At 40.4% G+C, this 21,829-nt stretch carries 20 protein-coding genes; 12 read left to right on the top strand and 8 right to left on the bottom strand.

Annotated features, from left to right (window positions below):
• Window positions 1-292: 292 nt before the first annotated feature.
• Window positions 293-538, top strand: coding sequence for a DUF3297 family protein (locus tag L3V38_RS17805; RefSeq protein WP_130150987.1), 246 nt, complete (start codon window positions 293-295; stop codon window positions 536-538).
• A gap of 48 nt (window positions 539-586) precedes the next feature.
• Here L3V38_RS17805 and L3V38_RS17800 read toward each other — a convergent pair whose 3' ends face one another.
• From L3V38_RS17800 to L3V38_RS17790, 3 genes are read right to left on the bottom strand one after another with little or no spacing between them, the layout of a single operon-like run.
• The gene (locus L3V38_RS17800; protein ID WP_237120205.1) at window positions 587-997 is read right to left on the bottom strand and encodes a MerC domain-containing protein; all 411 of its coding nucleotides are present in this window, start codon (window positions 995-997) and stop codon (window positions 587-589) included.
• Window positions 998-1,041: 44 nt separating this feature from the next.
• Window positions 1,042-1,509, bottom strand: a complete 468-nt coding sequence (locus L3V38_RS17795; protein WP_237120204.1) for a transcriptional repressor — start codon at window positions 1,507-1,509, stop codon at window positions 1,042-1,044.
• Entirely contained in the window at window positions 1,506-2,012 is a 507-nt protein-coding gene (locus L3V38_RS17790) for a DUF2796 domain-containing protein (RefSeq protein WP_237120203.1), read from the bottom strand. The genes L3V38_RS17795 and L3V38_RS17790 overlap by 4 nt, the downstream gene beginning before the upstream one ends.
• A 135-nt stretch (window positions 2,013-2,147) precedes the next feature.
• On the opposite strand from L3V38_RS17790, the gene L3V38_RS17785 reads away from it, so the two are divergent.
• The 11 genes from L3V38_RS17785 (at window position 2,148) to L3V38_RS17735 (ending at window position 14,539) form a co-directional block, all read left to right on the top strand.
• Entirely contained in the window at window positions 2,148-4,559 is a 2,412-nt protein-coding gene (locus L3V38_RS17785) for a TonB-dependent receptor (RefSeq protein ID WP_237120202.1), read from the top strand.
• Between the two features lie 27 nt (window positions 4,560-4,586).
• Window positions 4,587-5,969 (top strand): 5-methyltetrahydrofolate--homocysteine methyltransferase, encoded by a 1,383-nt coding sequence (locus L3V38_RS17780; protein WP_237120201.1) that lies wholly within the window; start codon window positions 4,587-4,589, stop codon window positions 5,967-5,969.
• Window positions 5,970-6,120: 151 nt separating this feature from the next.
• Window positions 6,121-9,336 (top strand): S41 family peptidase, encoded by a 3,216-nt coding sequence (locus L3V38_RS17775; protein WP_237120200.1) that lies wholly within the window; start codon window positions 6,121-6,123, stop codon window positions 9,334-9,336.
• Between the two features lie 206 nt (window positions 9,337-9,542).
• Window positions 9,543-10,112 carry a diguanylate cyclase gene (locus L3V38_RS17770; protein ID WP_237120199.1) on the top strand — a complete coding sequence of 190 codons (570 nt, stop codon included), beginning with the start codon at window positions 9,543-9,545 and terminating at the stop codon, window positions 10,110-10,112.
• A complete protein-coding gene (locus L3V38_RS17765) occupies window positions 10,109-11,218 on the top strand; it encodes a beta-ketoacyl-ACP synthase III (protein WP_237120198.1) in 1,110 nt (369 codons plus the stop codon). Before L3V38_RS17770 ends, L3V38_RS17765 begins: the two co-directional genes overlap by 4 nt.
• Window position 11,219: 1 nt before the next feature.
• The gene (locus L3V38_RS17760; protein ID WP_237120197.1) at window positions 11,220-11,906 is read left to right on the top strand and encodes an iron-containing redox enzyme family protein; all 687 of its coding nucleotides are present in this window, start codon (window positions 11,220-11,222) and stop codon (window positions 11,904-11,906) included.
• Complete coding sequence (locus L3V38_RS17755; protein WP_237120196.1) at window positions 11,896-12,720, top strand: hypothetical protein; 825 nt, start codon at window positions 11,896-11,898, stop codon at window positions 12,718-12,720. Before L3V38_RS17760 ends, L3V38_RS17755 begins: the two co-directional genes overlap by 11 nt.
• 357 nt (window positions 12,721-13,077) lie before the next feature.
• Window positions 13,078-13,326, top strand: a complete 249-nt coding sequence (locus L3V38_RS17750; protein ID WP_237120195.1) for a hypothetical protein — start codon at window positions 13,078-13,080, stop codon at window positions 13,324-13,326.
• Window positions 13,327-13,342: 16 nt separating this feature from the next.
• Window positions 13,343-13,705 (top strand): hypothetical protein, encoded by a 363-nt coding sequence (locus L3V38_RS17745; RefSeq protein WP_237120194.1) that lies wholly within the window; start codon window positions 13,343-13,345, stop codon window positions 13,703-13,705.
• A gap of 15 nt (window positions 13,706-13,720) precedes the next feature.
• Entirely contained in the window at window positions 13,721-14,083 is a 363-nt protein-coding gene (locus tag L3V38_RS17740) for a hypothetical protein (protein ID WP_237120193.1), read from the top strand.
• 207 nt (window positions 14,084-14,290) lie between these two features.
• Complete coding sequence (locus tag L3V38_RS17735; protein WP_237120192.1) at window positions 14,291-14,539, top strand: hypothetical protein; 249 nt, start codon at window positions 14,291-14,293, stop codon at window positions 14,537-14,539.
• Here L3V38_RS17735 and L3V38_RS17730 read toward each other — a convergent pair whose 3' ends face one another.
• The 5 genes from L3V38_RS17730 to L3V38_RS17710 form a co-directional block, all read right to left on the bottom strand.
• A complete protein-coding gene (locus L3V38_RS17730) occupies window positions 14,540-15,658 on the bottom strand; it encodes an alpha/beta hydrolase-fold protein (protein ID WP_237120286.1) in 1,119 nt (372 codons plus the stop codon). It lies immediately after the preceding gene.
• 156 nt (window positions 15,659-15,814) lie between these two features.
• Window positions 15,815-17,635, bottom strand: a complete 1,821-nt coding sequence (gene glmS / locus L3V38_RS17725; RefSeq protein ID WP_237120191.1) for a glutamine--fructose-6-phosphate transaminase (isomerizing) — start codon at window positions 17,633-17,635, stop codon at window positions 15,815-15,817.
• A gap of 95 nt (window positions 17,636-17,730) precedes the next feature.
• Window positions 17,731-18,501 carry a DeoR family transcriptional regulator gene (locus L3V38_RS17720; RefSeq protein WP_237120190.1) on the bottom strand — a complete coding sequence of 257 codons (771 nt, stop codon included), beginning with the start codon at window positions 18,499-18,501 and terminating at the stop codon, window positions 17,731-17,733.
• Between the two features lie 164 nt (window positions 18,502-18,665).
• Window positions 18,666-19,310 carry a helix-turn-helix transcriptional regulator gene (locus tag L3V38_RS17715; protein WP_237120189.1) on the bottom strand — a complete coding sequence of 215 codons (645 nt, stop codon included), beginning with the start codon at window positions 19,308-19,310 and terminating at the stop codon, window positions 18,666-18,668.
• Between the two features lie 307 nt (window positions 19,311-19,617).
• Window positions 19,618-21,675 (bottom strand): winged helix-turn-helix domain-containing protein, encoded by a 2,058-nt coding sequence (locus tag L3V38_RS17710; protein WP_237120188.1) that lies wholly within the window; start codon window positions 21,673-21,675, stop codon window positions 19,618-19,620.
• Window positions 21,676-21,829 lie beyond the last annotated feature (154 nt).

Genomic DNA, 21,829 nt, shown 5'->3' with positions numbered 1-21,829 from the left:
AAGGTGATTAGCTAAAAATATTGATTAAAATGATTTGTTATAAAATAACACAATAGGTAAATTTGATATAGTATAACAAATCATTAAATTCTATTTTCTGGCTACTTATTTTAGTGTAGCTACCGCAAAAGTATTGAGTTTTGAAAGAGTGCTGCGAATTAAAGTGCACTTAATAACAGCACTATCGTAGGTTCAAACCTCGGCACAAAACAAATTTGCACTGTTCTTACTTGAGCCCATGCTTGGGATTGCCTACAATGGCGCACAATTTATTCAATACAGTATTGCAATCATGACAGATACAAATAAACCAGAGTTACCAAATCAATTATCGATTAACCCTCGTAGCAAGTTCTACGTAGAAGAAGTATTCGAGCATGAAATTGGTGTAAAACTTAACGGCAAAGAGCGTTTTGACGTTGAAGAATATAATATCAGCGAAGGCTGGATCAAAATCGCTTCTCCAAAAGCGCTTGATCGCCGCGGCCAACCTTTACTATTAAAAGTAAAAGGTACTGTAGAAGTTTTCTACAAATAAGCGAAACCAATACCGGTCAAAAGATATGTGGCCGGTATCACCTCTTATTCAAACAGTCTGCTGGCATGATTGATGTTTACCGTCTATTGTTTTGCATGAGCGAAAGTTAAGCCAGTGACCTAAAATAATAAAACTTGATCCTAATATTGTTAAAGCCGTTTCACCAACTTCTCCTAGTCTTCCTGCACCAAAATAAACGGCTATCACAAGCAGTAAGAGACCAACCACACCAAACATAAAAAACCGATACTTTTTATGCTTTTTGCAACCCAGAACTAATGCAAGTAAGCTACTAGGAAGTACCGCGGCAAGCATCCAAAAATGAAACTGCTCGTTACCTAAACCAAGCACAGCAGTGCTCGGTAATAACACGAGTAACACAGGCACAGCTAAGCAGTGAATAGCACACATAGCTGATAACCCGATAGCAAACTTGTCCATCATTAATTGTAATTTCATTGAATAATCCCTACAAAATAGAACACATGAATAATAAAAGTGCATCAAGCAATTTTTGCTTGGCACTCATTGCATACTCCCATCATTTCAAATTGCGTTGTTTGTGAGGTAAAACCCACCTCAGCAAAATGAGGGAATAGCGTTGCAACATCGCTCTGTGAAACAGTAAGTGTTTCAACCTTTTGGCAATGACGGCAAATTAAAAACAAAGAAAGATCATCGTTGAAACTCTCACTGCCAGCATCGTAAGCGATGTATTTGTTAGCACTATTAAGCCTGCGAACAAGGTTTACCGACTCTAAAAAGCTCAAGATGCGATAAACAGACATAACAGAGACACTCGAGCTTGTACGCAGCTTGTAGCAACTGGCCAGTTCATAGGCTGATAGCGGCACGTCAGTGGTTAGCAATATTTGCAGTATCTGTTTGCGTTGAATAGTGAATTTTCTGCCATGTTCAAGGCAAACCTGCTTTGCTTTATTAAGTGTGCTGGTTAATCGCTGCTTATTCATAGCGGCCACTCAATATAAGGTTTAGCTGCCGTCAGCTCTTCGATTCCTTGTGCTTGCTCTGTGATCCACTGCGCTTCGATAACAGATATCGTTTTAGCCCATTCAAATAAAGTGACTGTGACTTTAGAGACGGACTTTTCACAGCTAAACGAATACTCAACTTCAAGATCGTTATGTGAATGATGTGTGTGTTGTGCAAATGGGTTTTCAACGTTTGAATCAATAAGCTCGCACTGGGTGTTAAATGTCACTAACTGCTTTGAATTTTCTAATTTGGCTAATGTTTTTTTAATGACCTGCTTTTGCAGGGCTGTTTCGGGCTGATGTTCAAAACCAAAAATATCTCCAGCTGGCAAAATAAACTTAACCTGCCATTTATCTTGATCATGAACCACAAAAAGCACTCCCTCACCATGTGAATGGTGATGCTGTTGATGCCCTTGAGCTGAAAAAACGCATCCAACTATAAAGCCTATCACTGCTAATTTTGCTGCTTTGATCACCCCACCCACTTCATTACCCCGCTATCAACATACTGTTACAAAAAAGAATGAAACTCATTCATCGATTCACACTTGATACATTATAACATTTAAAGCACAATTGATACATTATAACGTACTAAAGAGTGGTAACTAATGAATAACATCTCAAAAATAGCTGTCGTCATAGCGACGTTATTACCTGCCAGTGTCTTGGCGCAATCAATCAAAGGCGTTGTGTTAAATAACCAAGGTAAAGCGATTGCTAATGCAACAGTTGACCTTGAAGGGTCTGATCAAAAAGTAACAACTAACGATAAAGGCGAGTTTGAAATCAGCGGCTTAAATAACGGCTTAAAAGAGCTGCATATTTCAGCGCCAGGTTATGCTCACCTACACCGTGATATTACGCTTGCCAATGACCAAGACCACAGCGCAACGTTTAATTTAAAACGCTCGCCAATTGAAGTGATTGATGTTGAAGCAACGCCGATTCATATGTCTGCAATGGAGTCAGCTTCTCCTGTTAGTGTGTTATCTGGCGAACAATTAAGACGCCAACAAGCATCAACTCTAGGTGATAGCCTTGAAAAGCTACCAGGCGTTAACACAAACTTTCATGCCAAGGTTGCCAGTACTCCTGTGATCCGTGGTTTAAGCGGCCCACGTGTGTTGATCACACAAAATGGCTTAGATGTAAGTGATGTATCACGCGTCGGTCCTGATCACTCAGTGGCCTCTGAAGCGTCAACCGCAAAACAAATTGAAGTATTACGTGGTCCCGCCACTCTTTTTTATGGTAGCGGAGCCATTGGTGGTGTGGTCAACGTGGTTGATAGCCGCGTACCAACAGACAGCACAACCCGTGGTGAATGGAATTTAGAACACAACTCAGTTGATGAACAAAAAACAGCTTCATTTAATGCCACTACTGGTACTGACTCATTTGCCTTTTATGCTGATGCTTTTTGGCGAGAGTCTGATGACTACCGTGTACCTGTCGCTGCAAATATTGAAGATATTGAGCACAATGATGATGATATCGTAGCCAACAGTAACGAAGACTCTGACGGCTTCACACTTGGTACCAGCTACTTATTCGAACAAGGCTACATTGGCGTTGCGGTTGAGCAATTTAACCGCCAATACGGTATTCCTGGCCATACTCATGGTGAAGAAGAGCATGACCACGAAGAGGAACACAGCGAAGAAGAAGCCGTATTTGCTGATCTTGACCAAACCAAAGTGCAATTACTTGGCGAATACAATATCGACAGTGAATGGCTAAGCAAAATTAACTTACGTGCAGGCCACACAGACTACGAACATGCTGAAATCGAACACGGTGCAGTAGGTACAACCTTCAAAAACGAAACCAATGAGTTGCGCGTTGACATTCTGCATAGTCAATTTGATGAGTGGAATGGTGGCATCAGCTTTCATTATAAAAAAAGTGATGTAGAAGCACAGGGCTCTGAAGCCTTCACTCCTCCTTCTATTACTGAAAGTATTGCTTTTGCAATGATGGAAGAAAAGCATTTTGGTGATTTTTTAGTGCAATTAGGTGGTCGTGTTGAACGAGTAACAATTGATGCTAACAATGTGCTTTTACCAGAAATCGACGCCCATACACATGACGAGGGCGGCGATGAGCACGACCATGGTCATGAACACGAAGAATCAAACTACACACGTGTATTTGATGTAGCCCAAGAGTTTACACCGGTCAGCTTATCAACAGGTGTGGTGTGGGATTTTACTTCAGGTTATAACCTTGGTTTATCGGTATCGCGTTCTGAGCGTGCCCCGTCTGCTTCTGAGCTTTTATCTTTCGGTCCACACATAGGTACTGGAACCTATGAAGTTGGCGCGCTATTCGATACTCATGATGGTCATTTTGAACTTTCAAACAAAGCTATCGATTTAGAAACGGCAAATAATATCGATCTTACATTTCGTAAAACCGAGGGCGATATTGGCTTTATCTTCAATGCGTTCTATAACCAAGTAGATAACTATTATTACCAGATCAACACAGGCCTATACGCTGAAAGTGGTCATGATCACGACCATGGCGATGAACATAATCACGAAGGTGAGCACGATCATTCATCTGAACTGCCTGTTTATTTATTTAAAACAGACGACGTGGTTTTACATGGTTTTGAAGCGCAAGTTGCTTGGCAGCTAACCGACGAATTTAAAGTCGATTTATTCTCAGATTATGTACGCGCGCGTCTAAAAGACGGCGGAGATTTACCGCGCACTCCTCCACTGCGTTTTGGTACCGAGTTTAGCTATCAAACCGAAAACCTAACAGCAAATATTCATGTAACACGCTATCAAGAACAAGACCGCGTAGCGCAAGAAGAAACCACAACAGATGGCTATACCCTCGTTGATGCCAGCATTTCATATGACTTATCGGTATTGAACCAAGACCTATCGCTTTATTTAAAAGGCACAAACTTAACGGACACAGAAGCACGCGTACACAGCTCGTTCTTAAAGAATATCGCGCCACGTCCGGGGCGCAGTTTTGCAGTGGGTATTCGCGGCTATTTCTAAACAAAATTACAATTAAGGAAAATCAATATGACACACTTATTTAGACTAAAACTACTCGCTCTTGCAATTAGTAGCACCTTGATCACCGCGTGTGGTGATGCAGAAACAAACATTGTTGAAAAAGATCCAATTGAAACACCTGACGACGGTCATGATCATGGCGATGATCATGATCACGGTGATGACCATGCTATTGATTCTATGGGTCGCTTAGCGGTGTTAGCTGCGAACAGTAACGAAGCAAATATTTTTGACTTAGATGATAACTCGCTACTCGAGTCGTTTACACTGACTCATGATTCAAATTCATTAAATGTATCACCTAGCTATCGCTATGCGGTAATTGCAAATCGCAATCAAGACTACTTGGGCTTTATTGATAGTGGCTTATGGCGTGAAGATCATGGCGATCACCTACACGACTATAAACAAAGTCCAGCTTTTAGTGACTACGAATTAACAACCGGTAGCCGCCCAACTCACATCGTTAAGCACGACGGCCAAATGGCTGTATTTTATGATGGCAATGCCGATGCAGGTACGGCTGCTTCTGTTGAAGTATTAACCGATAACGACATTGCAAACAAAACCGCCACACTTGCTGGTATTCAGTACGACATTAATATGCATGGTGTTGCAGAACCACGTGGCGAGCACCTAATTGCAACCTTGCGTCGCGATGATAGCGAGAGCACTTCAAATGCTAAAGTTTTGCCTGATCAAGTTGGCGTTTACCACCTTCATGATGGTGAATATGAGCTTGAACAAACATTTGAACTAACCTGCCCCGATTTACACGGTGCAGCACAAAACCATGATTATGTAGCGTTTGGTTGTGGCGACGGTGTGTTAATTGCCCACCAGCACGACGATGAATACCATGCAGAAAAAATCGTCAATATTGATGCTTTAGGTGATACACGCATTGGTACACTATACGGCCATGAAGGTAGTGAAAGCTTCATGGCTATTGCATCAGGTGTATTTGTAAGTATTAACCCAAGCGAAGCTGAAATGGAAGTGCTTGAGTGGCAACTTGATGAAGGTGCAAGTGCCGTATCTTACTCATTCTCAGGAAGCGGAGCGCACTTTTTAGTACTTGATAGCTTAGGCTTTTTAAACGTGCTTGAAGCCCATGAGCACGACGGCCACATGCATTGGGAGCTTGCAGGTAAAGTAGATATTACTGAAGAAGATGTAACAACTATGCCAGAGGGCATGAGCTTCAGCATGACTGTATCACAAAATAGTGAGTTTGCTTACGTTGCCGATCCTATCGCTCAGCACGTACTAAAAGTGCACATTGAAGATCTCGAAATTGAAGGTGATTTAGAATTAGCCTTCGCACCAAGCGCAATTACGTGGTTAGGTATTGCAGAGCAAAGTGAAGAGCATAATCATGAACATTAGGTTTTAAAGTTCAACGAATAGCGATTAAAGGTTGGCATTTAATGCCAACCTTTTTTATTCATATTTTGTAACAGTGCTTTCATCGCATCTGCATCGCTATTTTTAAGCGAATTGTTATGCTGTTACAGTTCCCAAAATAGGATGTAATCCCATGAAAAAACTAACAACGTTGGCACTGGCCATGGCTGCGACACTGGCACCTTGGGCATCAGCTTACGAAACTAAAGACACGCGCTTACTGCGTTTTCCTGATATTCATAACCAAAACGTTACCTTTGTGTACGGTGGCGATATTTACATTGCTAATACGCAAACAGGCGAGAGCAAACGCTTAACCGACCATATTGGCTTTGAAACCTTCCCTAAGTTTTCACCTGATGGTAAACGCATTGCCTTTGCAGCCGAGTACAATGGCAGCCGCCAAATTTATGTCATTAACAGCGATGGTTCTGGCTTAAAGCAACTGACTTATTACAACGATGTTGGCCCAATGCCACCACGCGGCGGTTTTGATTATCGTGTTCTCGATTGGACAGCGGATGGCAAAAATGTGGTATTTCGTGCTAACCGCACACCGTGGGGTAAACGTATGGGTCGTCCATACATAGTGCCTGCTGACGGTGGCCTTGAACAGCCTCTTGCTATTCCTGAAACCGGCGGCGGCATGCTTTCGCCAGACGGTAGTAAATATGTTTACACGCCAATTGACCGTGAGTTTCGTACTTGGAAGCGCACCCGTGGCGGTCGCGCACAAGATGTCTGGGTTTACGATTTAAAAAACAATACCTCAGAGCAACTGACCAGTAACCGCGCTACCGATCAGCAACCGACTTGGGTTGGCGACAACATTTACTTTGTATCTGACCGTGATTACACCCTTAACCTGTATCAATACCAAAAAGACGCTGAGCCGAAAAAGCTAACCAACCATAAAGACTTTGACGTACTGTGGCCATCAGCAGGGCCAACTGCGGTTGTCTATGAAAACGGTGGTTACCTTTATCGCTTTGATCCAAAAACTCAAAAAAGCACTAAGCTGAGCATTAACATTGCTGGTGTGCGTCAGTATGCGATGCCGTACACAAAAAATGTCAGTGACTTTATCGACTCAATGTCGATTTCTCATGATGGTAAGCGTGCACTCTTTACTGCCCGCGGTGAGTTATTTAGCGTGCCAGTTAAACAAGGCCCTACACGTAACTTATCTTACACAGCTAAAGGTCGCGAAATTGATGCAAGTTGGTCGCCAAATGGACGTTATATTGCTTATATGAGCGATGAAAGTGGCGAATACGAAATTTACTTAAAAGATCGCAGCGACAACAATGCCACTAAACAGCTAACCAGCAACGGCACTATTTGGCGTTTTACACCAATTTGGTCTCCAGATAGCTCAAAACTGTTATTTGCAGATAAAAACCACACACTCTGGTGGATAGATGCAAAATCAGGAAAACAACACAAAATTGATACCAGCATCTACGATGAAGAAGGCATCCGCCAATATACTTGGTCGCCAAATAGCGAAGACATTGTGTATGTGAAAAACAATGAAAACCGCTATGCCTCATTGTGGCACTACAATATTGATAAAAAGAAAGTGACTCGCTTAACGGATGAAATGACCAATGAGCAAAATCCAACTTTCTCTCCTGATGGTCAATACCTGTACTTTAGTTCTGAGCGCGACTTTAACTTAGCCTTTAGTAGCTATGAGTTTGACTATATGTTTAATCGTGCAACGCGTATTTATGCCGCTGCCGTAAATGACAGTATCAAGCCACTTATCGCACTACAAAGTGACGAAACAGCGATCGTCAGTGATAAACAAAAAGATGACGACAAGAAAGCGAAAAATACCCTGCAAAGCAGCGACTTTATGCAGCGTGTAACCGCTTTAAATGCACCAGCAGGTGATTATCGTGGCTTAACCGCAGTCAAAGATGGTGTGCTAACACTGGCTAATGGCGGTTTGCAACTGATTGGCACAGCTCACGATAGTGAGCTTGAAACCGTGGCTGAAGGAGTCAGTAATTACACAATTTCGAGTAACGGTGAGCACCTGCTTGTTCATGCAGGCAAGGATTACAGCTTAATTGAGCCAAAAGCCAAACAAGACTTAGCGGCGAATAAACTCGATCTCAGTAAAATGACCTTAAAAATTGAGCCACAAATTGAATGGCAGCAAATGTATGTTGAAGGCTGGCGTACATTACGTGATTGGTTCTATGATGAAAACCATCACGGCCAGGATTGGGACGCAATTTTAGCTAAGTATCAACCTATGGCTGATGCTATCTCACACCGTAGTGACCTAGATTACATTCTCAGTGAAATCGCCGGTGAAATTAACGCAGGCCACATTTATGTGCAGTCGGGTGATATGCCAAAAGCAGAGCGTAAAAAGCATGGTTTATTGGGTGCAAAACTTGCCAGCGATCCATCAGGATACGTAAAAATTGAGCAAATTTTCCAAGGTGAAAACTGGCATGAAGACTTCCGCTCACCACTTGGCACAACAGGGGTAAAAGCACATAACGGCGACTACATCATTGCCGTAAATGGCCGCTCAGTAAAAGACGTCGCTAACTTCTACGAATTACTAGAGAACACCCAAGGTGAACAAGTTGAGCTGGTACTTAACAGTAAACCGCGCAGCAAAGGTGCATGGCAAGTTACCGTTAAGCCTGTAGCGAGCGAACAAGGTTTGCGTTATTTAGACTGGGTTAACTCTCGTGCAGCCTACGTTGATAAGCTATCAAATGGCCGTATTGGTTATGTTCACTTACCCAATACAGCGTTTGAGGGTAACCGCGCCATGTTCAAAAACTACATGCCGCAAACTACCAAAGACGCCATGATTATTGATGACCGATACAATGGCGGCGGCTTTATTCCTGAGCACATGATCACGTGGCTTGCCCGTAAACCGCTTAACTATTGGAAGCGCCGCGGTGTTGAGCCAACGAAAACACCACAATTTGCTCATGATGGTCCAAAAGCCATGCTGATCAATGGTTACTCAAGTTCAGGCGGTGACGCTATTCCTTACTACTTCCGCCAAGCAGGGTTAGGTAAGCTCATTGGTACCCGCACTTGGGGTGGTTTAATTGGTATTTCAGGTAACCCAAGCCTTGTCGACGGCGGCCAAGTTATCGCGGCAACATTCCGCATTTTAGATAACGATGGCAACTGGATCATCGAAAACGAAGGTGTCACCCCAGATATCAAGGTTGTTGACCGCCCAGAGCTTATCTATCAAGGTAAAGATCCGTCGATTGAACGTGCCGTAGAAGAGCTTTTAAAAGAGCTAAAAGACAACCCGAAAAAGCCACTCACCGTGCCACCCGCACCGACTGACTTTTAATTTTTAACTCTTTGTAAAAAAGCAAAAAACCCCGCAGCAATGCGGGGTATTAAACACTGCACAGCGATTCAACCTATCCTTCAGCCCCTAGCCCTTTATTAATAGGCCATAATAACAAATTATAATTTGCCATGAGCTGTATTATGAAAAGTACGCTTTGACTAAAAAATCATAACCCCCTACTATGCATGGTAAAAAAGGAACAAATGAGAATGGATACCTCTTTACTACTAATAAACGCATTGCTGTACTTTTTCTTACCGCTATGGGGAATAGCTGGATTTGTTGACTGGTGCTGTCACCGTGCAACTAAGATAGAACACACTACAGGCATTAAAGAAACATTAATGCATTCCGTCATGGGAATTCAGATGGGGCTACCCATCGTGCTCTGCCTTATATTTGATGTCAATGCACTCATTTTACTTATTTGTATCATAACTTGGGTTTTGCACGAGCTCGTTGCCCATATGGATGTTGCCTATGCATCCCCCATAAGAGAAATCTCTATTTGGGAAATGCACGCCCACACCTATTTAGGATCCTTGCCCCTGTATATGCTAACCAGCATTATTGTCATCAATTGGGATCATTTTTTAAAATTAATTACCTTAGATCTCAATGGAGAAATGACATTTACATTACTTGAAAACCCATATGGCACATCTAGCTACTTACCTGCTTATTTAACATTTATGGCTATTGTGTGTGTGTTTCCCTACATGGAAGAAAACCTTCGCTGTATTTATGCTTACTTTAAAGGAAGAAAAGCGTGAACGTATATATAAATAGTACTGGTCGCTACTTGCCAGGAAACCCAATCGATAATGACGAAATCGAAGCTGTACTGGGCTTAATAAATAACAAACCCAGCCGCTTAAAAAATAAAATTTTAAAGTCGAATGGTATAAAAACACGCCACTACGCCATAAACACAAAGCAGCAAACAGTTGAAAGCAACTGTGACCTAGCTAAGAAGGCAGCTATAAGCTGCATTGAAAACAGTTTTCTACCGCGCAGTAAAATCAAGCTGTTAAGTACTGCAACCAGTCAAGGTGATATGGTTTTACCTGGGTTTAGTAGCATGTTACAAACCGAGCTTAATATCCCTGAAGTAGAAATAAACACCAGCCATGGTATTTGCTCAAGTAGTATGATGGCGCTCAAATACGCATTCGCTAATATCAAAGCAGAATTAAGCGATAACGCATTAGTGGTAGCAAGCGAGCTTGCCTCTCGACTATTCAAACACTCGCGCTATGAAGTAATTACAGATAATGCCGTAGATTTTAATGCCGAGTTTTTGCGCTGGATGCTCTCAGACGGGGCCGGCGCCCTACTGCTCGAAAATATCCCTAGACCTAACACCACAAGTTTAAAAATCGAATGGATAAAAAGCTTTTCTCACGCTGACGTATACGATACCTGCATGTCATTAGGCAAAAGTAAAAATGAGGATATAAAAACCTGGCAAGACTACCCAACCTACGCTGCAGCAGAAAAAGCTGGCGCATTATTGCTCAGGCAAGATGTTAGGCTATTAGATAATATCGTTACCGTTGGTGTTAATGGATTTTTAAAACTCATAAATGCAGGTGATGTCGACGTTGATAAAATCGATCATGTACTTTGCCATTTTTCATCACACTATTTCAAAGGCAAAATTTTTGAAATGCTAGAACAAGCTGGCACTTTTATTCCTGAAGAAAAATGGTACACAAATCTCTATGACAGAGGAAATACCGGCTGCGCTTCATTATTTATCATGCTGGATGAGTTTATAAAAACGCATACTTTAAACTCAGGCGACACGATTCTGTGTATGGTTCCTGAGTCAGGCCGATTTAACTGCGCATATATGCTGCTAACAATAGAGAAATAACATGGAACATTACATTCAAACTGAGCTTGGTAAGAAATGCCTACAACAGTTACTACAAGTATGGCTTGATTTTGATCTCAATTTATCAAAAGTGCCAATAGTAAAACGATTAGAAACGGGTAAATTAAGCCAACAAGATTACCGTCATTTACTGCTCAATATGCGTCAACAAGTGATTGAAGGTTCAAGGTGGATAAGCCGCAGCGCGTCCAGTTTTGACCGTGATTACAGTGATGTTCGCTCTAGCGTTATCCATCATGCCCACGAAGAACACCGCGACTATTTGATGATCGAGAAAGACTACCTAGCAGCCGGTGGCAACCTTGATGATATACAAACAGCCGACAGAAATTTAGGCTCAGAGGCACTGCATGGTTACCTAATGTACAGCGCCAGTAAACCTAACCCTGTTGCGCTCATTGGTGCTATGTGGATTATTGAAGGGTTAGGAAACAAAATGTCACTCAAGTGGGCCAAGCTGATTAAAGAACACTTACAACCCACAGCAAACATCACTCGTTTTTTAGAATATCATGGCAAAAATGATGCTGAGCACCTAAAAGAACTTTATCAACTCATTGATCGCGTCGCATCCTCAAACGAAAAAGTGGCCACCATCGTTAAAACAGCTAAGGTTGTAGGGCGTTTGTATTGCTTGCAACTAGAGGAGATTGATAATGAGCAATAACCAAAGCGCCTACCTAAGGGCACTAAAAAATGATGACTCTCTGCCTATTGAGCAACAAGCATTAACACTTTGGCACAAAGATTTAGAAAATAGCTTTCGCTGGACACTTAGGCCCATTTTGCAGTTTGTATTTGCTATTTTATTGCATCTGATTTGGTTTTTAAAAAGGCTGCCATTACCACAATTTAGTGCGCATACATTTTTACAAAAAACCATTTGCTGGTTTTGTAAGTACTTTGTTTCGCCAGAGGCGAATATGCTTATTCTTAGGCACTTTGCCACAGAATCAAATATTTTAAACTTCCTTTCAGAAAACACAGATCACAGTTATAGAGTGAATCTATACCCTAAAACAATAGACGACATGCTACACAATAGCTTTGTTGATCACGACCAAGAATTGTTTGAGTCCTTCGCACAACTCGGCAATGCTCAAACACACATTAATAAATCCAATCAATTTGATTGGAAAAGTTGGCAACCAATTAATATGAAAGATTTTTTCATCGAAAAAAAAGCCACACAAGTCATTGATTTTGAAACCGCACATGCCTTATTTATGTGCTTGTTTTGCTTATTATTAAAACGTGATGAATATCGCGATGCCATTAATGGATTCAACCTAGATCACAGCATCGCAATTAGAATAGGAAAAATAATCAACGATAGCTCATTAACCGAGTACGCATATAATAAATACCCGCATTACCTCGTAGGCCCGTGGAATTTAGGGCAACGATTTTTAATGCACGGCTTTTTTACAGAACATATGTACGCCAAACTCGAAGCAATGAGAAAACAGCAAATCGCTTAATGTGTTGGAAATAAAGGCTAAGTTATAACTCTTACTGCCTTAATTAACTTACATACACTCATTACAACGCCGTGCAGTTGTAGAGACAACAGGGCTTGGCCGCAGGGACTTTCATAGGTGGACCACAGTGACTGCAAGTGTCAGCATTGCTATTGCCATGGCCCTGTTATATGGGTGATTCTTTAGAACAACTTATATCTGGCGCTATGTATGATTTAACTTCAAGTGTTGACAGGTTTTAATATGTATATAATACCCGAGTTCACTTTTTTTATAATTTCACTCCCGGTCGTGATAGCATTCTTGGTTTCAACCCTGTGCTTCACTCGCATTTCGATGAAGCATATTGAGAAGAAAATGCGTGACGAAGGAATATACGAGCCTCTATGGGATAAAGGAATAGGCATAAGAGTGACTATGTATGGAAAAGTTATTAGGCGACAAAAACCTGCAAAAGCTACTGTTGTTAATGATGAAGCAATTTTACGGCACGCCAGACCTATTGATTTAATTTTAGCTCGCGTAATGCATGTATCATTTTTAGGTTTGATGCTAATAATTGCCTATGGTTATTTTGCGTATGATTTAGGGGAAGGCGCTCACTAAACAAGGTTACTTTTAAATGTTTACTATACCTGAAAATATTTTCTGGATTTTAGCTGGACCATCATTTATTGCTTTTTTAATCTCAACTCTATGCTTCACTCGCATTTCGATGAAGCATATTGAGAAGAAAATGCGTGACGAAGGAATACACGAGCCTCTATGGGATAAAGGAATAGGCATAAGAGTGACCATGTATGGCAAAGTAATTCGTCGTCAAAAACCTGCCAAAGCAACTATTGTTAACGATGAAGCAATACTTCGCCACGCACGCCCTATCGATCTTACACTCGCTCGAGCGATGCATTACTCATTAGTTGCTATGATGATCTTTGCGACCTATGGTTATTTTGCTTATGACTTAGGGGAGCGAGCTTACTAAATAAGGTTAGTTTTAATGTTCATTATGCCTGAGAATGTTTACTGGCTGCTAGCTGGTCCTTCAATAGTTACATTTCTCATTTCAGCATTGTGTTTCACTCGCATTTCAATGAAACACATTGAGAAGAAAATGCGTGACGAAGGAATACACGAGCCTCTATGGGACAAAGGACTAGGTATCAGGATTAATATGTACGCGATAGTAATTCGTCGTCAAAAGCCTGCAAAAGCAACTATCGTTAACGATGAGGCAATACTTCGTCACGCACGCCCTATTGACCTTGTACTCGCTCGAGTGATGCATTACTCCTTCACTATAGCCATGATCCTATCTGTATATGGTTATTTTGCATATGACTTTGGAGAACGTGCTTATTAAATTTGTATTGAATTATAAGGAATAGGCGTAACACTGATGAATCATCATGCACTTTAATATGCCTACAACTCTTAAATAAATTGAATTAAAACGATGTTAATTATCCCCGAGTTCATTTTTTTTATAATATCACTTCCTGCATTTGTCTCTTTTCTCATTTCAGCCTTGTGTTTCACTCGCATTTCGATGAAGCATATTGAGAGAAAAATGCGCGAAGAAGGAATACATGAGCCTCTTTGGGACAAAGGACTAGGTATCAGGATTAATATGTACGCGATAGTAATTCGTCGTCAAAAACCCGCCAAAGCAACCATCGTTAACGACGAAGCAATACTTCGCCATGCACGCCCTATTGACCTTTTATTAGCTCGAGTGATGCATTACTCCTTTACGATTACGATGATCTTAGCTGTATATGGTTATTTTGCTTATGACTTAGGGGAGCGAGCCTATTGATCATAACAACCCTTGCAACCTCGTTTTTGTCTCTTTTAAGTAATTAAGGTAAGGGTAAGCGTCATCGGCAACGGCTATTGCAGCCTCAATGTGGACTAATGCTTGGCGTGTATTACCTTGCATTTCATAGCCATAAGACAAAGCTGACAGGGCATACGCTGATTTAGGGTAGTTTTTGATATTGTACTTAAACACCTCAATCGCCCGCTCAAATTGCTGGTTATCCGTTAAGCTGTAACCAAGTAACCTAACAGCACGGTCTGGTGGCGCTATTTGCTCACCCCATTGCTGAGATAAACCTTGATAATAGGCATCAATCGATGAAACATCATCGCCCAGCGCACTCAAAGGCATATGTTTAGATAAAAATAAGCCATGGTACGCATTAAATGCCCCTGCAGCTGAGGTTAGGTTATGCGAAACGCCTGCAAAGGCGTCACTCTTAAAGCGCAGATTTTGCACCTTACTATTTTGCATCGTTTGCTGCATATCATCGTACCTTTCGCGCATAATGCCAGCTTCTTCGCCGATATTCATATATACATAGCTGTTAATAGTTTTGGCTTTAGTAACAAAGGTTTTTAGGCTCTTAGCCGGGGCGCCATAGTTCCACCATACCGCAGGACTATAAGCAATATGCGCTTGAAATAGCTCGGGGTTAGCCTGCATTGCGTAAAGAGCAAATACACCAGCCGCGGAAGCTCCTGCGATAATTCTATAATCATGAGTGCGATACTGCTTATTAACCAAAGGCATCAGTTCTTGCTCTACGAAAGCTAAAAACTTTGCTGCACCACCGCCTTCACCAACAGGCCCTTGTGGTTCTTTGTTCACTGTGGGATAAAAATCTCTAAGTCGATTAGTGCTTTCAATTGCAACTACAATCACCTCTGGCGCCTGATCATTTTGTTGTAAGCGCTCAAGCACAGCATTAATCAATGGTAAATTACCAGCCCCATCTAAACGATAGATAACAGGGTATTTCTTATTAGGATGGGCCTGATAGCTTTTTGGTAATTGCACAACGACAGTGCGTTGCTCACTAAGATTACTTGATTCGATAGTATGCGTATGTTGGCTGTAATTTGTAACCGCCTCACCTGCGGCTGGTTGAGCCATTACATAACTAGTACAGAGTAAAAAACCACTAATACAGAGTAACTTAAATAGTCGCACGACTTATCCTTAAGAGATGTTGGTAATTTTTTAAGCTAACAGAATTACAAGTACAAAAAAAGGCGCATATTGCGCCTTAATAAATATAAAACTCTAAACTTATTCAACCGTTACCGATTTTGCTAGGTTTCGAGGTTGATCTACGTCGGTGCCTTTAATAACCGCAACGTAGTATGAAAGTAGCTGCAATGGGATTGTATATACAACTGGGGCAATCACGTCATCCACATGGTTTACGTTAATTACACGCATTGTTTCATCAGATTCAAAGTGTGAGTCTTTATCTGCGAATACATAAATAATACCGCCGCGGGCACGTACTTCTTCTACGTTTGATTTAAGCTTTTCAAGTAGTTCATTGTTTGGCGCTACAACAATGATTGGCATGTCAGCATCAATCAACGCTAAAGGACCATGTTTAAGCTCACCCGCCGCGTATGCTTCAGCGTGAATGTATGAAATTTCTTTCAGCTTAAGTGCACCTTCCATCGCGATTGGGTATTGTGAGCCACGACCTAAGAATAGTGAGTGGTGTTTATCAGCAAACTCTTCAGCTAAATCTTCAATGCCTTCTGCAAGCAGTAATGCTTCTTCTAACTTGTTAGGCAGTGTTTTAATTGCATTGACAATCGCACTTTGATCTAAGCCTTTTTCTTGCGCAATAGATGCAGTTAGCATTAATAAACCAACAAGTTGTGTGGTGAAAGCTTTAGTAGATGCAACACCAATTTCAGCACCTGCTTTAGTCATAAAGGCTAAGTCAGATTCACGCACCAGTGATGAACCAGGTACGTTACAAATGGTCATTGACGCCATATAACCTTGCTGTTTTGCAAGACGCAGTGCAGCAAGTGTATCGGCTGTTTCACCAGACTGTGAAATGGTCACAAGTAAGCTGTTTTCATGTACAAATGATTCACGGTAACGAAACTCAGAGGCAATCTCTACGTTACAGCTCACGCCTGCAAACTGCTCAAGCCAGTAACGCGCAACCATACCCGAGTGATATGAAGTACCACAGGCAATAATTTGTACGTGCTTTACGTCTTTAAAGATTTGCTGAGCACTGTCACCAAAGGCATCAATTGCCACAGTATCATTGTGAAGGCGGCCATCAAGTGTGTTACGTACAGCAAGAGGCTGTTCGTAAATTTCTTTCAGCATATAGTGACGATATTCGCCTTTACCTGATGCATCTTGCGTGATGTTTGATTCAATCACTTCGCGCTCGACTACCTCACCGTTTGCATCAAATATTTCCACACTGTCACGGGTAATACGAGCTACATCACCTTCTTCAAGGTAAATAAAGCTACGAGTAACAGGTAATAGAGCAAGTTGGTCAGATGCAATAAAGTTTTCGCCAAGACCTAACCCAACAACCAACGGGCTACCTGAGCGCGCTACAATAATTTCATTGTCGTTCGCTTTATCAAAAACAACGGTACCAAATGCGCCTTCAAACTGCTTAACAGCCGCTTGTACTGCAGCCAATAAAGAAGTGTGTTGCTGACGAAGTTGGTGGATAAGGTGCACCATTACTTCAGTATCAGTTTCTGATAAAAACTCATAACCATCACCTTTTAGCGCATCACGCAGGCTAGCATGGTTTTCAATAATACCATTATGAACGAGTGCAATTTCGCTATTCGAAATATGCGGATGTGCATTCGCTTCAGTCACACCGCCATGTGTTGCCCAGCGCGTATGTGCGATACCTGTCGTGCCTTTTACATTTGCCGCATTAAGGGCTGATTCTAAATTAGCAACTTTACCTACAGCTTTTACTGTATTTAATACATTGTCTTCAACGAGGGCTACACCTGCTGAGTCATAGCCACGGTATTCAAGACGCTTTAAGCCTTCTACAAGAATTTTATTTACTGGGCGTTCTGCAACAACCCCTACGATTCCACACATAATCTCTCCTTTTGCACATGCCAAAGTGTTTTACTTTGGGCGGTATGTGTTGTCATAAATGATGCGTAATAAGGTGTTGTCGGTCTTATTACGGGTTATTCAATTTCTGCACAGATCAGCTGTACACCACATGCTGTTATCGCCTCACGCTTATCTACGCTTAGGTTGTTGTCTGTTATAACAGTGGTAACACGCTGCCAAGGCAGTTCTAAATTCGGTATTTTTCGGCCAATTTTTTCTGATTCAACCAGTACTACCACTTCACGGGCAGCTTCAGCCATCACTTGGCTAAGCCCTACTAATTCATTGAAGGTTGTAGTACCTCTATCAATATCAATGCCATCGGCACCAATAAAGAGTTGGTCAAAGTCGTAAGAGCGTAGAACATTCTCTGCAACTTGGCCCTGAAACGATTCTGAATGCGGATCCCAAGTCCCACCGGTCATCAAAAGTGTTGGCTCATTTTCTAATGAAAGCAGTCGGTTAGCGACATTAATAGCATTGGTCATCACCACTAAACCACGCTTATTGGCAAGTTCAGGGATCATTGCTGCTGTAGTGCGGCCGCTATCAATAATGATGCGGTTATGGTCTTTAATAAGCTTTGCAGCCGCCTGTGCGATTGCCATTTTGCGAAGCGAGTCGCTTTTCTCGTTGCTATTTGCAACGATTTCTTGCGGCAATGCAATGGCACCACCGTAACGGCGCAGTAATAAACCACTTTTCTCAAGTGCCGTGAGGTCTTTACGAATCGTTACTTCTGAAGTTTGAAACTGCTCAGCCAGCGCCTCTACAGCGACCTCGCCGTACTCATTAACTTGACTTAAGATTGTATGGCGACGTTGTTGAGTGTTTCGTTTTGTCATTTATATGATCACATAAGTTTCGTTTCGAAAGTTTTGAGATTTTAAACGAAACAATATAAATGGCAAGTGAATGTTTTAAATTAAAGTGAGGGAGAAAACTTATCATTCTATTAAGTTCACTCTAGGTACAAATAAACCACCATAAAAGGTGGCTCTTGCTGGTGTTAAGCAAGCAATTCTCCGTTTAAGATACACTTCACAATAGCTTGCTGTCGATTAGTACTACTCGTTTTTTTTATGCAGTTAGACAAATGAAAATCAACCGTTCTTTGACTGATATTAAGTATTTGACTAATTTCCCAGGATGTTTTGCCTATTGATGCCCATTTAATACACTCTTTTTCTCGCCGTGTAATTTTTACTGCTTCTATACGTGTTGAACGTCGATAGGCTTCAAACATTTCGATTAAAAAGATTCGCCAATAGTCTCCTAGCATTTTTGCTTTGTGCGGTTCAGTACTTAAATTAGGCAACTCAAGTACCAAACAAGCAAATTTATTCTTATGTAAACCTGTAGGAACAATTAATACTGAATCATAATTGCCATTTATTTCACTAAGCATCAGCGCTTTTGTTTCATTAAGACAATAATGAATTAATTTTTTACAGGAATGAACCTCATCTAAAAAAGAGCGCTCAAGTTCTCCAAAGTAATTAGTATCAAATCTAAATAAGTCAGAGAAATCAAAAGTAATAAACCCTACCTGCGTATAACTATAAGTATTTTTTATATCTGTAAAAAATTTATTAAAGCTATCTATTGAATTAATACACTCAATCCTAGAATGAAGTTCATTTATATTTACCATAAAAAACGCTCTCTTATAAGATTATTCTTTACATAGATCTGGAGCGAGAATACAAATGCTTTTCACTGATGACTCGTCAGTATTAATTTTAATAGTATCATTTATATACAGTTCACCGGTATTAGCTACTGTTAATAATATAAAGGTAGTCACATAGATGAATGTTTTTTTAAAAGTGTTTTTCATAGTGGTATAGCCCCTAACTTATGTTGTAGTTATTTTGTTCACATTAAATTTGGGCTAAGAGGGCTATTTTATCAATAATTATGTGGTGACTTTTTTATAACTTTAAAGCAAAAAATTTAACTCATTGAATTTCAAATAAAATTATATCGCTATATTTATTACCTAAGCTTTCAACTACAATCAAGTTATTCATTTTATCTACATAAAAACTAGGCCTAATCACGTTAAAGTCAAACGTTTTTGACTTTAAGCTAGAGGCATCAACATCGTATAAGTCCATTTCATAGAAGGTGGTGTTTATCAAGTTATGATCACTCCATAGTAATGTGCTCTCTATAATCGTCCAGTTTGTATTATGCTCAGTAGACACACTTATGGGCATTGGGATCATCGATTCTTTTAACGTTTCAAAGCGTGATAACCTTCCGTTGTCATCACCTAAAACATACCCATCATTGAATGGACGAATAAAGCGGTAACCTTTAAAGATTTTTTCCTTTGTTTTTTCTTTAATCATATGCTTAAAAGCTTGCCATTCACCATTGCTCTTACGCGTATATAGAATAGACTTTTCGTCTAGTGAAAAAGTAATATCGCCAATCAACTCATCAGCTTTAGAGAGGTAGGTAAGGCTATTATCAAGTGTATTAAGAATCGTTATGCGCTCTTGAAGCTTCAGTAATACATATTGCCCAGATGTTGAGGTACTGATTAACTTAAGTGGCTTTTCAGTACTCATTAAAGTCACTTTTTTATCAGCCTTTGTTTTTTCATAAAAAGTCAAAGAGTTTACTCCGCCCTCTTTTATAACCATCCAGATTTTATTATCAACGGGCTGGTAAGCTTTAATGTAACCTTGCTTTGCTTGTTTCTCTTGGATTAACTCAACATTTTTAAAATCACTTAATGGTAGTTTCTTCTCTATCAGCGTATTGGTTAACACATTATCTCTAATCGCCAATAGAGAACTAGAACTTAAAACTTTGGCAGCAATCAAGCCTGTTTCTGAATTAGTTATGATCTCTAAATCACCTGTTTTAACGTTCAATTTAGTTAATTTTTTATCATCGACTAAGATGATGTGCTCATTATCTAGCCATTGAACATCATAAATAACAACATTTTGGTCATGCTGGAAAAGTGTGTTACCAATTTTTAAATCAAGTACCCGAATAGAGTTACGTTTACTATCTAAAAAAACTCGAAGTACGACAACTTTGCTAGAATCTGGAGAAATATCGGCTTGGCTGTCATGTGCACCTTTTTGAGCAACGGATGTAACTTCCTCTAGCAAATTATTTTTAGAGTTATACTTATAGATAAGCATTGCACTTTGCTGGCTTTTTTGCCCAGAAAAGTAAATTAGGCCATCTTCATTTTTATCCGCAAAAACATCGGCGATAAAGTAAAAGTCGGATACTAATATCTCTGGTTTATGTGCTTCACTTTCTAAGGCAACCTGTTTTAATAAAGCAATACCATCTAAATTATCAGAATAATACAAGTGTTTTGCATCATTGGAAAAAGTTAAACCCCTGGGTAGGGTCGTATCATCAATTAGCATTTTTACAGTTTGGCTTTCTCTATCTTTTAAATAGATGTGGTCATTTTCCTCATGACTTACTTTACTTGTAAATGCTATATATTTGCCATCATTTGAAACAGCTAACGCCCTTTTGTCCGAAATAACAGAATCAATCACTTTTGTAACGACATGTACTTCTTTATCAGTATTTTTATAGATGAAGTAGGTCAATGAAAACAAAAATAGTGTGGCAATTACAATGAATAAAAAACGCCTATTTTTCTTTGCATCGGTATTCTTTACATCTATTGGTTTTTCGGTGTCCTCAGATGTAGATGTTTCTGAAATTTGAGATACTAGGCAAATTAATTTATAGCCACGCTTTGGAAGAGATTGAAGGTAAGTAGGTTCTTTGTGGTCATCGTTCAAAACAATACGTATTTTACTTATAATTCGCCTAACAGCTGCATCTGAGACACATCGACCTTGCCATAGGTTTTCATGGAGCTCTTCCATCGAAATATAGCGGTCATTATGCTCAATAAAATACATTAAGACAGCAAATACTTTTGGTTCTAATAAAATTGATTGCTCATTTATGCGAAGAGACATCTCTTGCGTATCTAAATAACACTCACCAATCTTAAAAAACATACTGTTTAGTCACTCACAAACTTAACACTCCCTTAACAACAACTATAGTACCGCACTGTAATTAGAATTACCACACAATCATAACCTACTGATTTATAATGAAGTCACAACTTGGTTACAGATAAATCAGCGTTAAATCATTGCAAATCAGCTG

The sequence above is a fragment of the Pseudoalteromonas sp. L1 genome, from assembly GCF_021728095.1.
Taxonomy (GTDB): domain Bacteria; phylum Pseudomonadota; class Gammaproteobacteria; order Enterobacterales; family Alteromonadaceae; genus Pseudoalteromonas.
Note: the sequence above shows the minus strand (reverse complement) of the source record. Positions and strands in the feature narration are given on the sequence as shown.

What these genes read in the sequence shown, in the direction of transcription:
- L3V38_RS17805 (WP_130150987.1), top strand. Translation starts at nt 293, where the DNA reads ATGACAGATACAAATAAACCAGAGTTACCAAATCAATTATCGATTAAC.
- L3V38_RS17750 (WP_237120195.1), top strand. Translation starts at nt 13,078, where the DNA reads ATGCGTGACGAAGGAATATACGAGCCTCTATGGGATAAAGGAATAGGC.
- L3V38_RS17755 (WP_237120196.1), top strand. Translation starts at nt 11,896, where the DNA reads ATGAGCAATAACCAAAGCGCCTACCTAAGGGCACTAAAAAATGATGAC.
- L3V38_RS17710 (WP_237120188.1), bottom strand. Translation starts at nt 21,675, where the DNA reads ATGTTTTTTAAGATTGGTGAGTGTTATTTAGATACGCAAGAGATGTCT.
- L3V38_RS17735 (WP_237120192.1), top strand. Translation starts at nt 14,291, where the DNA reads ATGCGCGAAGAAGGAATACATGAGCCTCTTTGGGACAAAGGACTAGGT.
- L3V38_RS17780 (WP_237120201.1), top strand. Translation starts at nt 4,587, where the DNA reads ATGACACACTTATTTAGACTAAAACTACTCGCTCTTGCAATTAGTAGC.
- L3V38_RS17785 (WP_237120202.1), top strand. Translation starts at nt 2,148, where the DNA reads ATGAATAACATCTCAAAAATAGCTGTCGTCATAGCGACGTTATTACCT.
- L3V38_RS17775 (WP_237120200.1), top strand. Translation starts at nt 6,121, where the DNA reads ATGAAAAAACTAACAACGTTGGCACTGGCCATGGCTGCGACACTGGCA.
- L3V38_RS17745 (WP_237120194.1), top strand. Translation starts at nt 13,343, where the DNA reads ATGTTTACTATACCTGAAAATATTTTCTGGATTTTAGCTGGACCATCA.
- L3V38_RS17720 (WP_237120190.1), bottom strand. Translation starts at nt 18,501, where the DNA reads ATGACAAAACGAAACACTCAACAACGTCGCCATACAATCTTAAGTCAA.
- L3V38_RS17770 (WP_237120199.1), top strand. Translation starts at nt 9,543, where the DNA reads ATGAGAATGGATACCTCTTTACTACTAATAAACGCATTGCTGTACTTT.
- L3V38_RS17760 (WP_237120197.1), top strand. Translation starts at nt 11,220, where the DNA reads ATGGAACATTACATTCAAACTGAGCTTGGTAAGAAATGCCTACAACAG.
- L3V38_RS17730 (WP_237120286.1), bottom strand. Translation starts at nt 15,658, where the DNA reads ATGGCTCAACCAGCCGCAGGTGAGGCGGTTACAAATTACAGCCAACAT.
- L3V38_RS17795 (WP_237120204.1), bottom strand. Translation starts at nt 1,509, where the DNA reads ATGAATAAGCAGCGATTAACCAGCACACTTAATAAAGCAAAGCAGGTT.
- glmS (WP_237120191.1), bottom strand. Translation starts at nt 17,635, where the DNA reads ATGTGTGGAATCGTAGGGGTTGTTGCAGAACGCCCAGTAAATAAAATT.
- L3V38_RS17800 (WP_237120205.1), bottom strand. Translation starts at nt 997, where the DNA reads ATGAAATTACAATTAATGATGGACAAGTTTGCTATCGGGTTATCAGCT.
- L3V38_RS17715 (WP_237120189.1), bottom strand. Translation starts at nt 19,310, where the DNA reads ATGGTAAATATAAATGAACTTCATTCTAGGATTGAGTGTATTAATTCA.
- L3V38_RS17740 (WP_237120193.1), top strand. Translation starts at nt 13,721, where the DNA reads ATGTTCATTATGCCTGAGAATGTTTACTGGCTGCTAGCTGGTCCTTCA.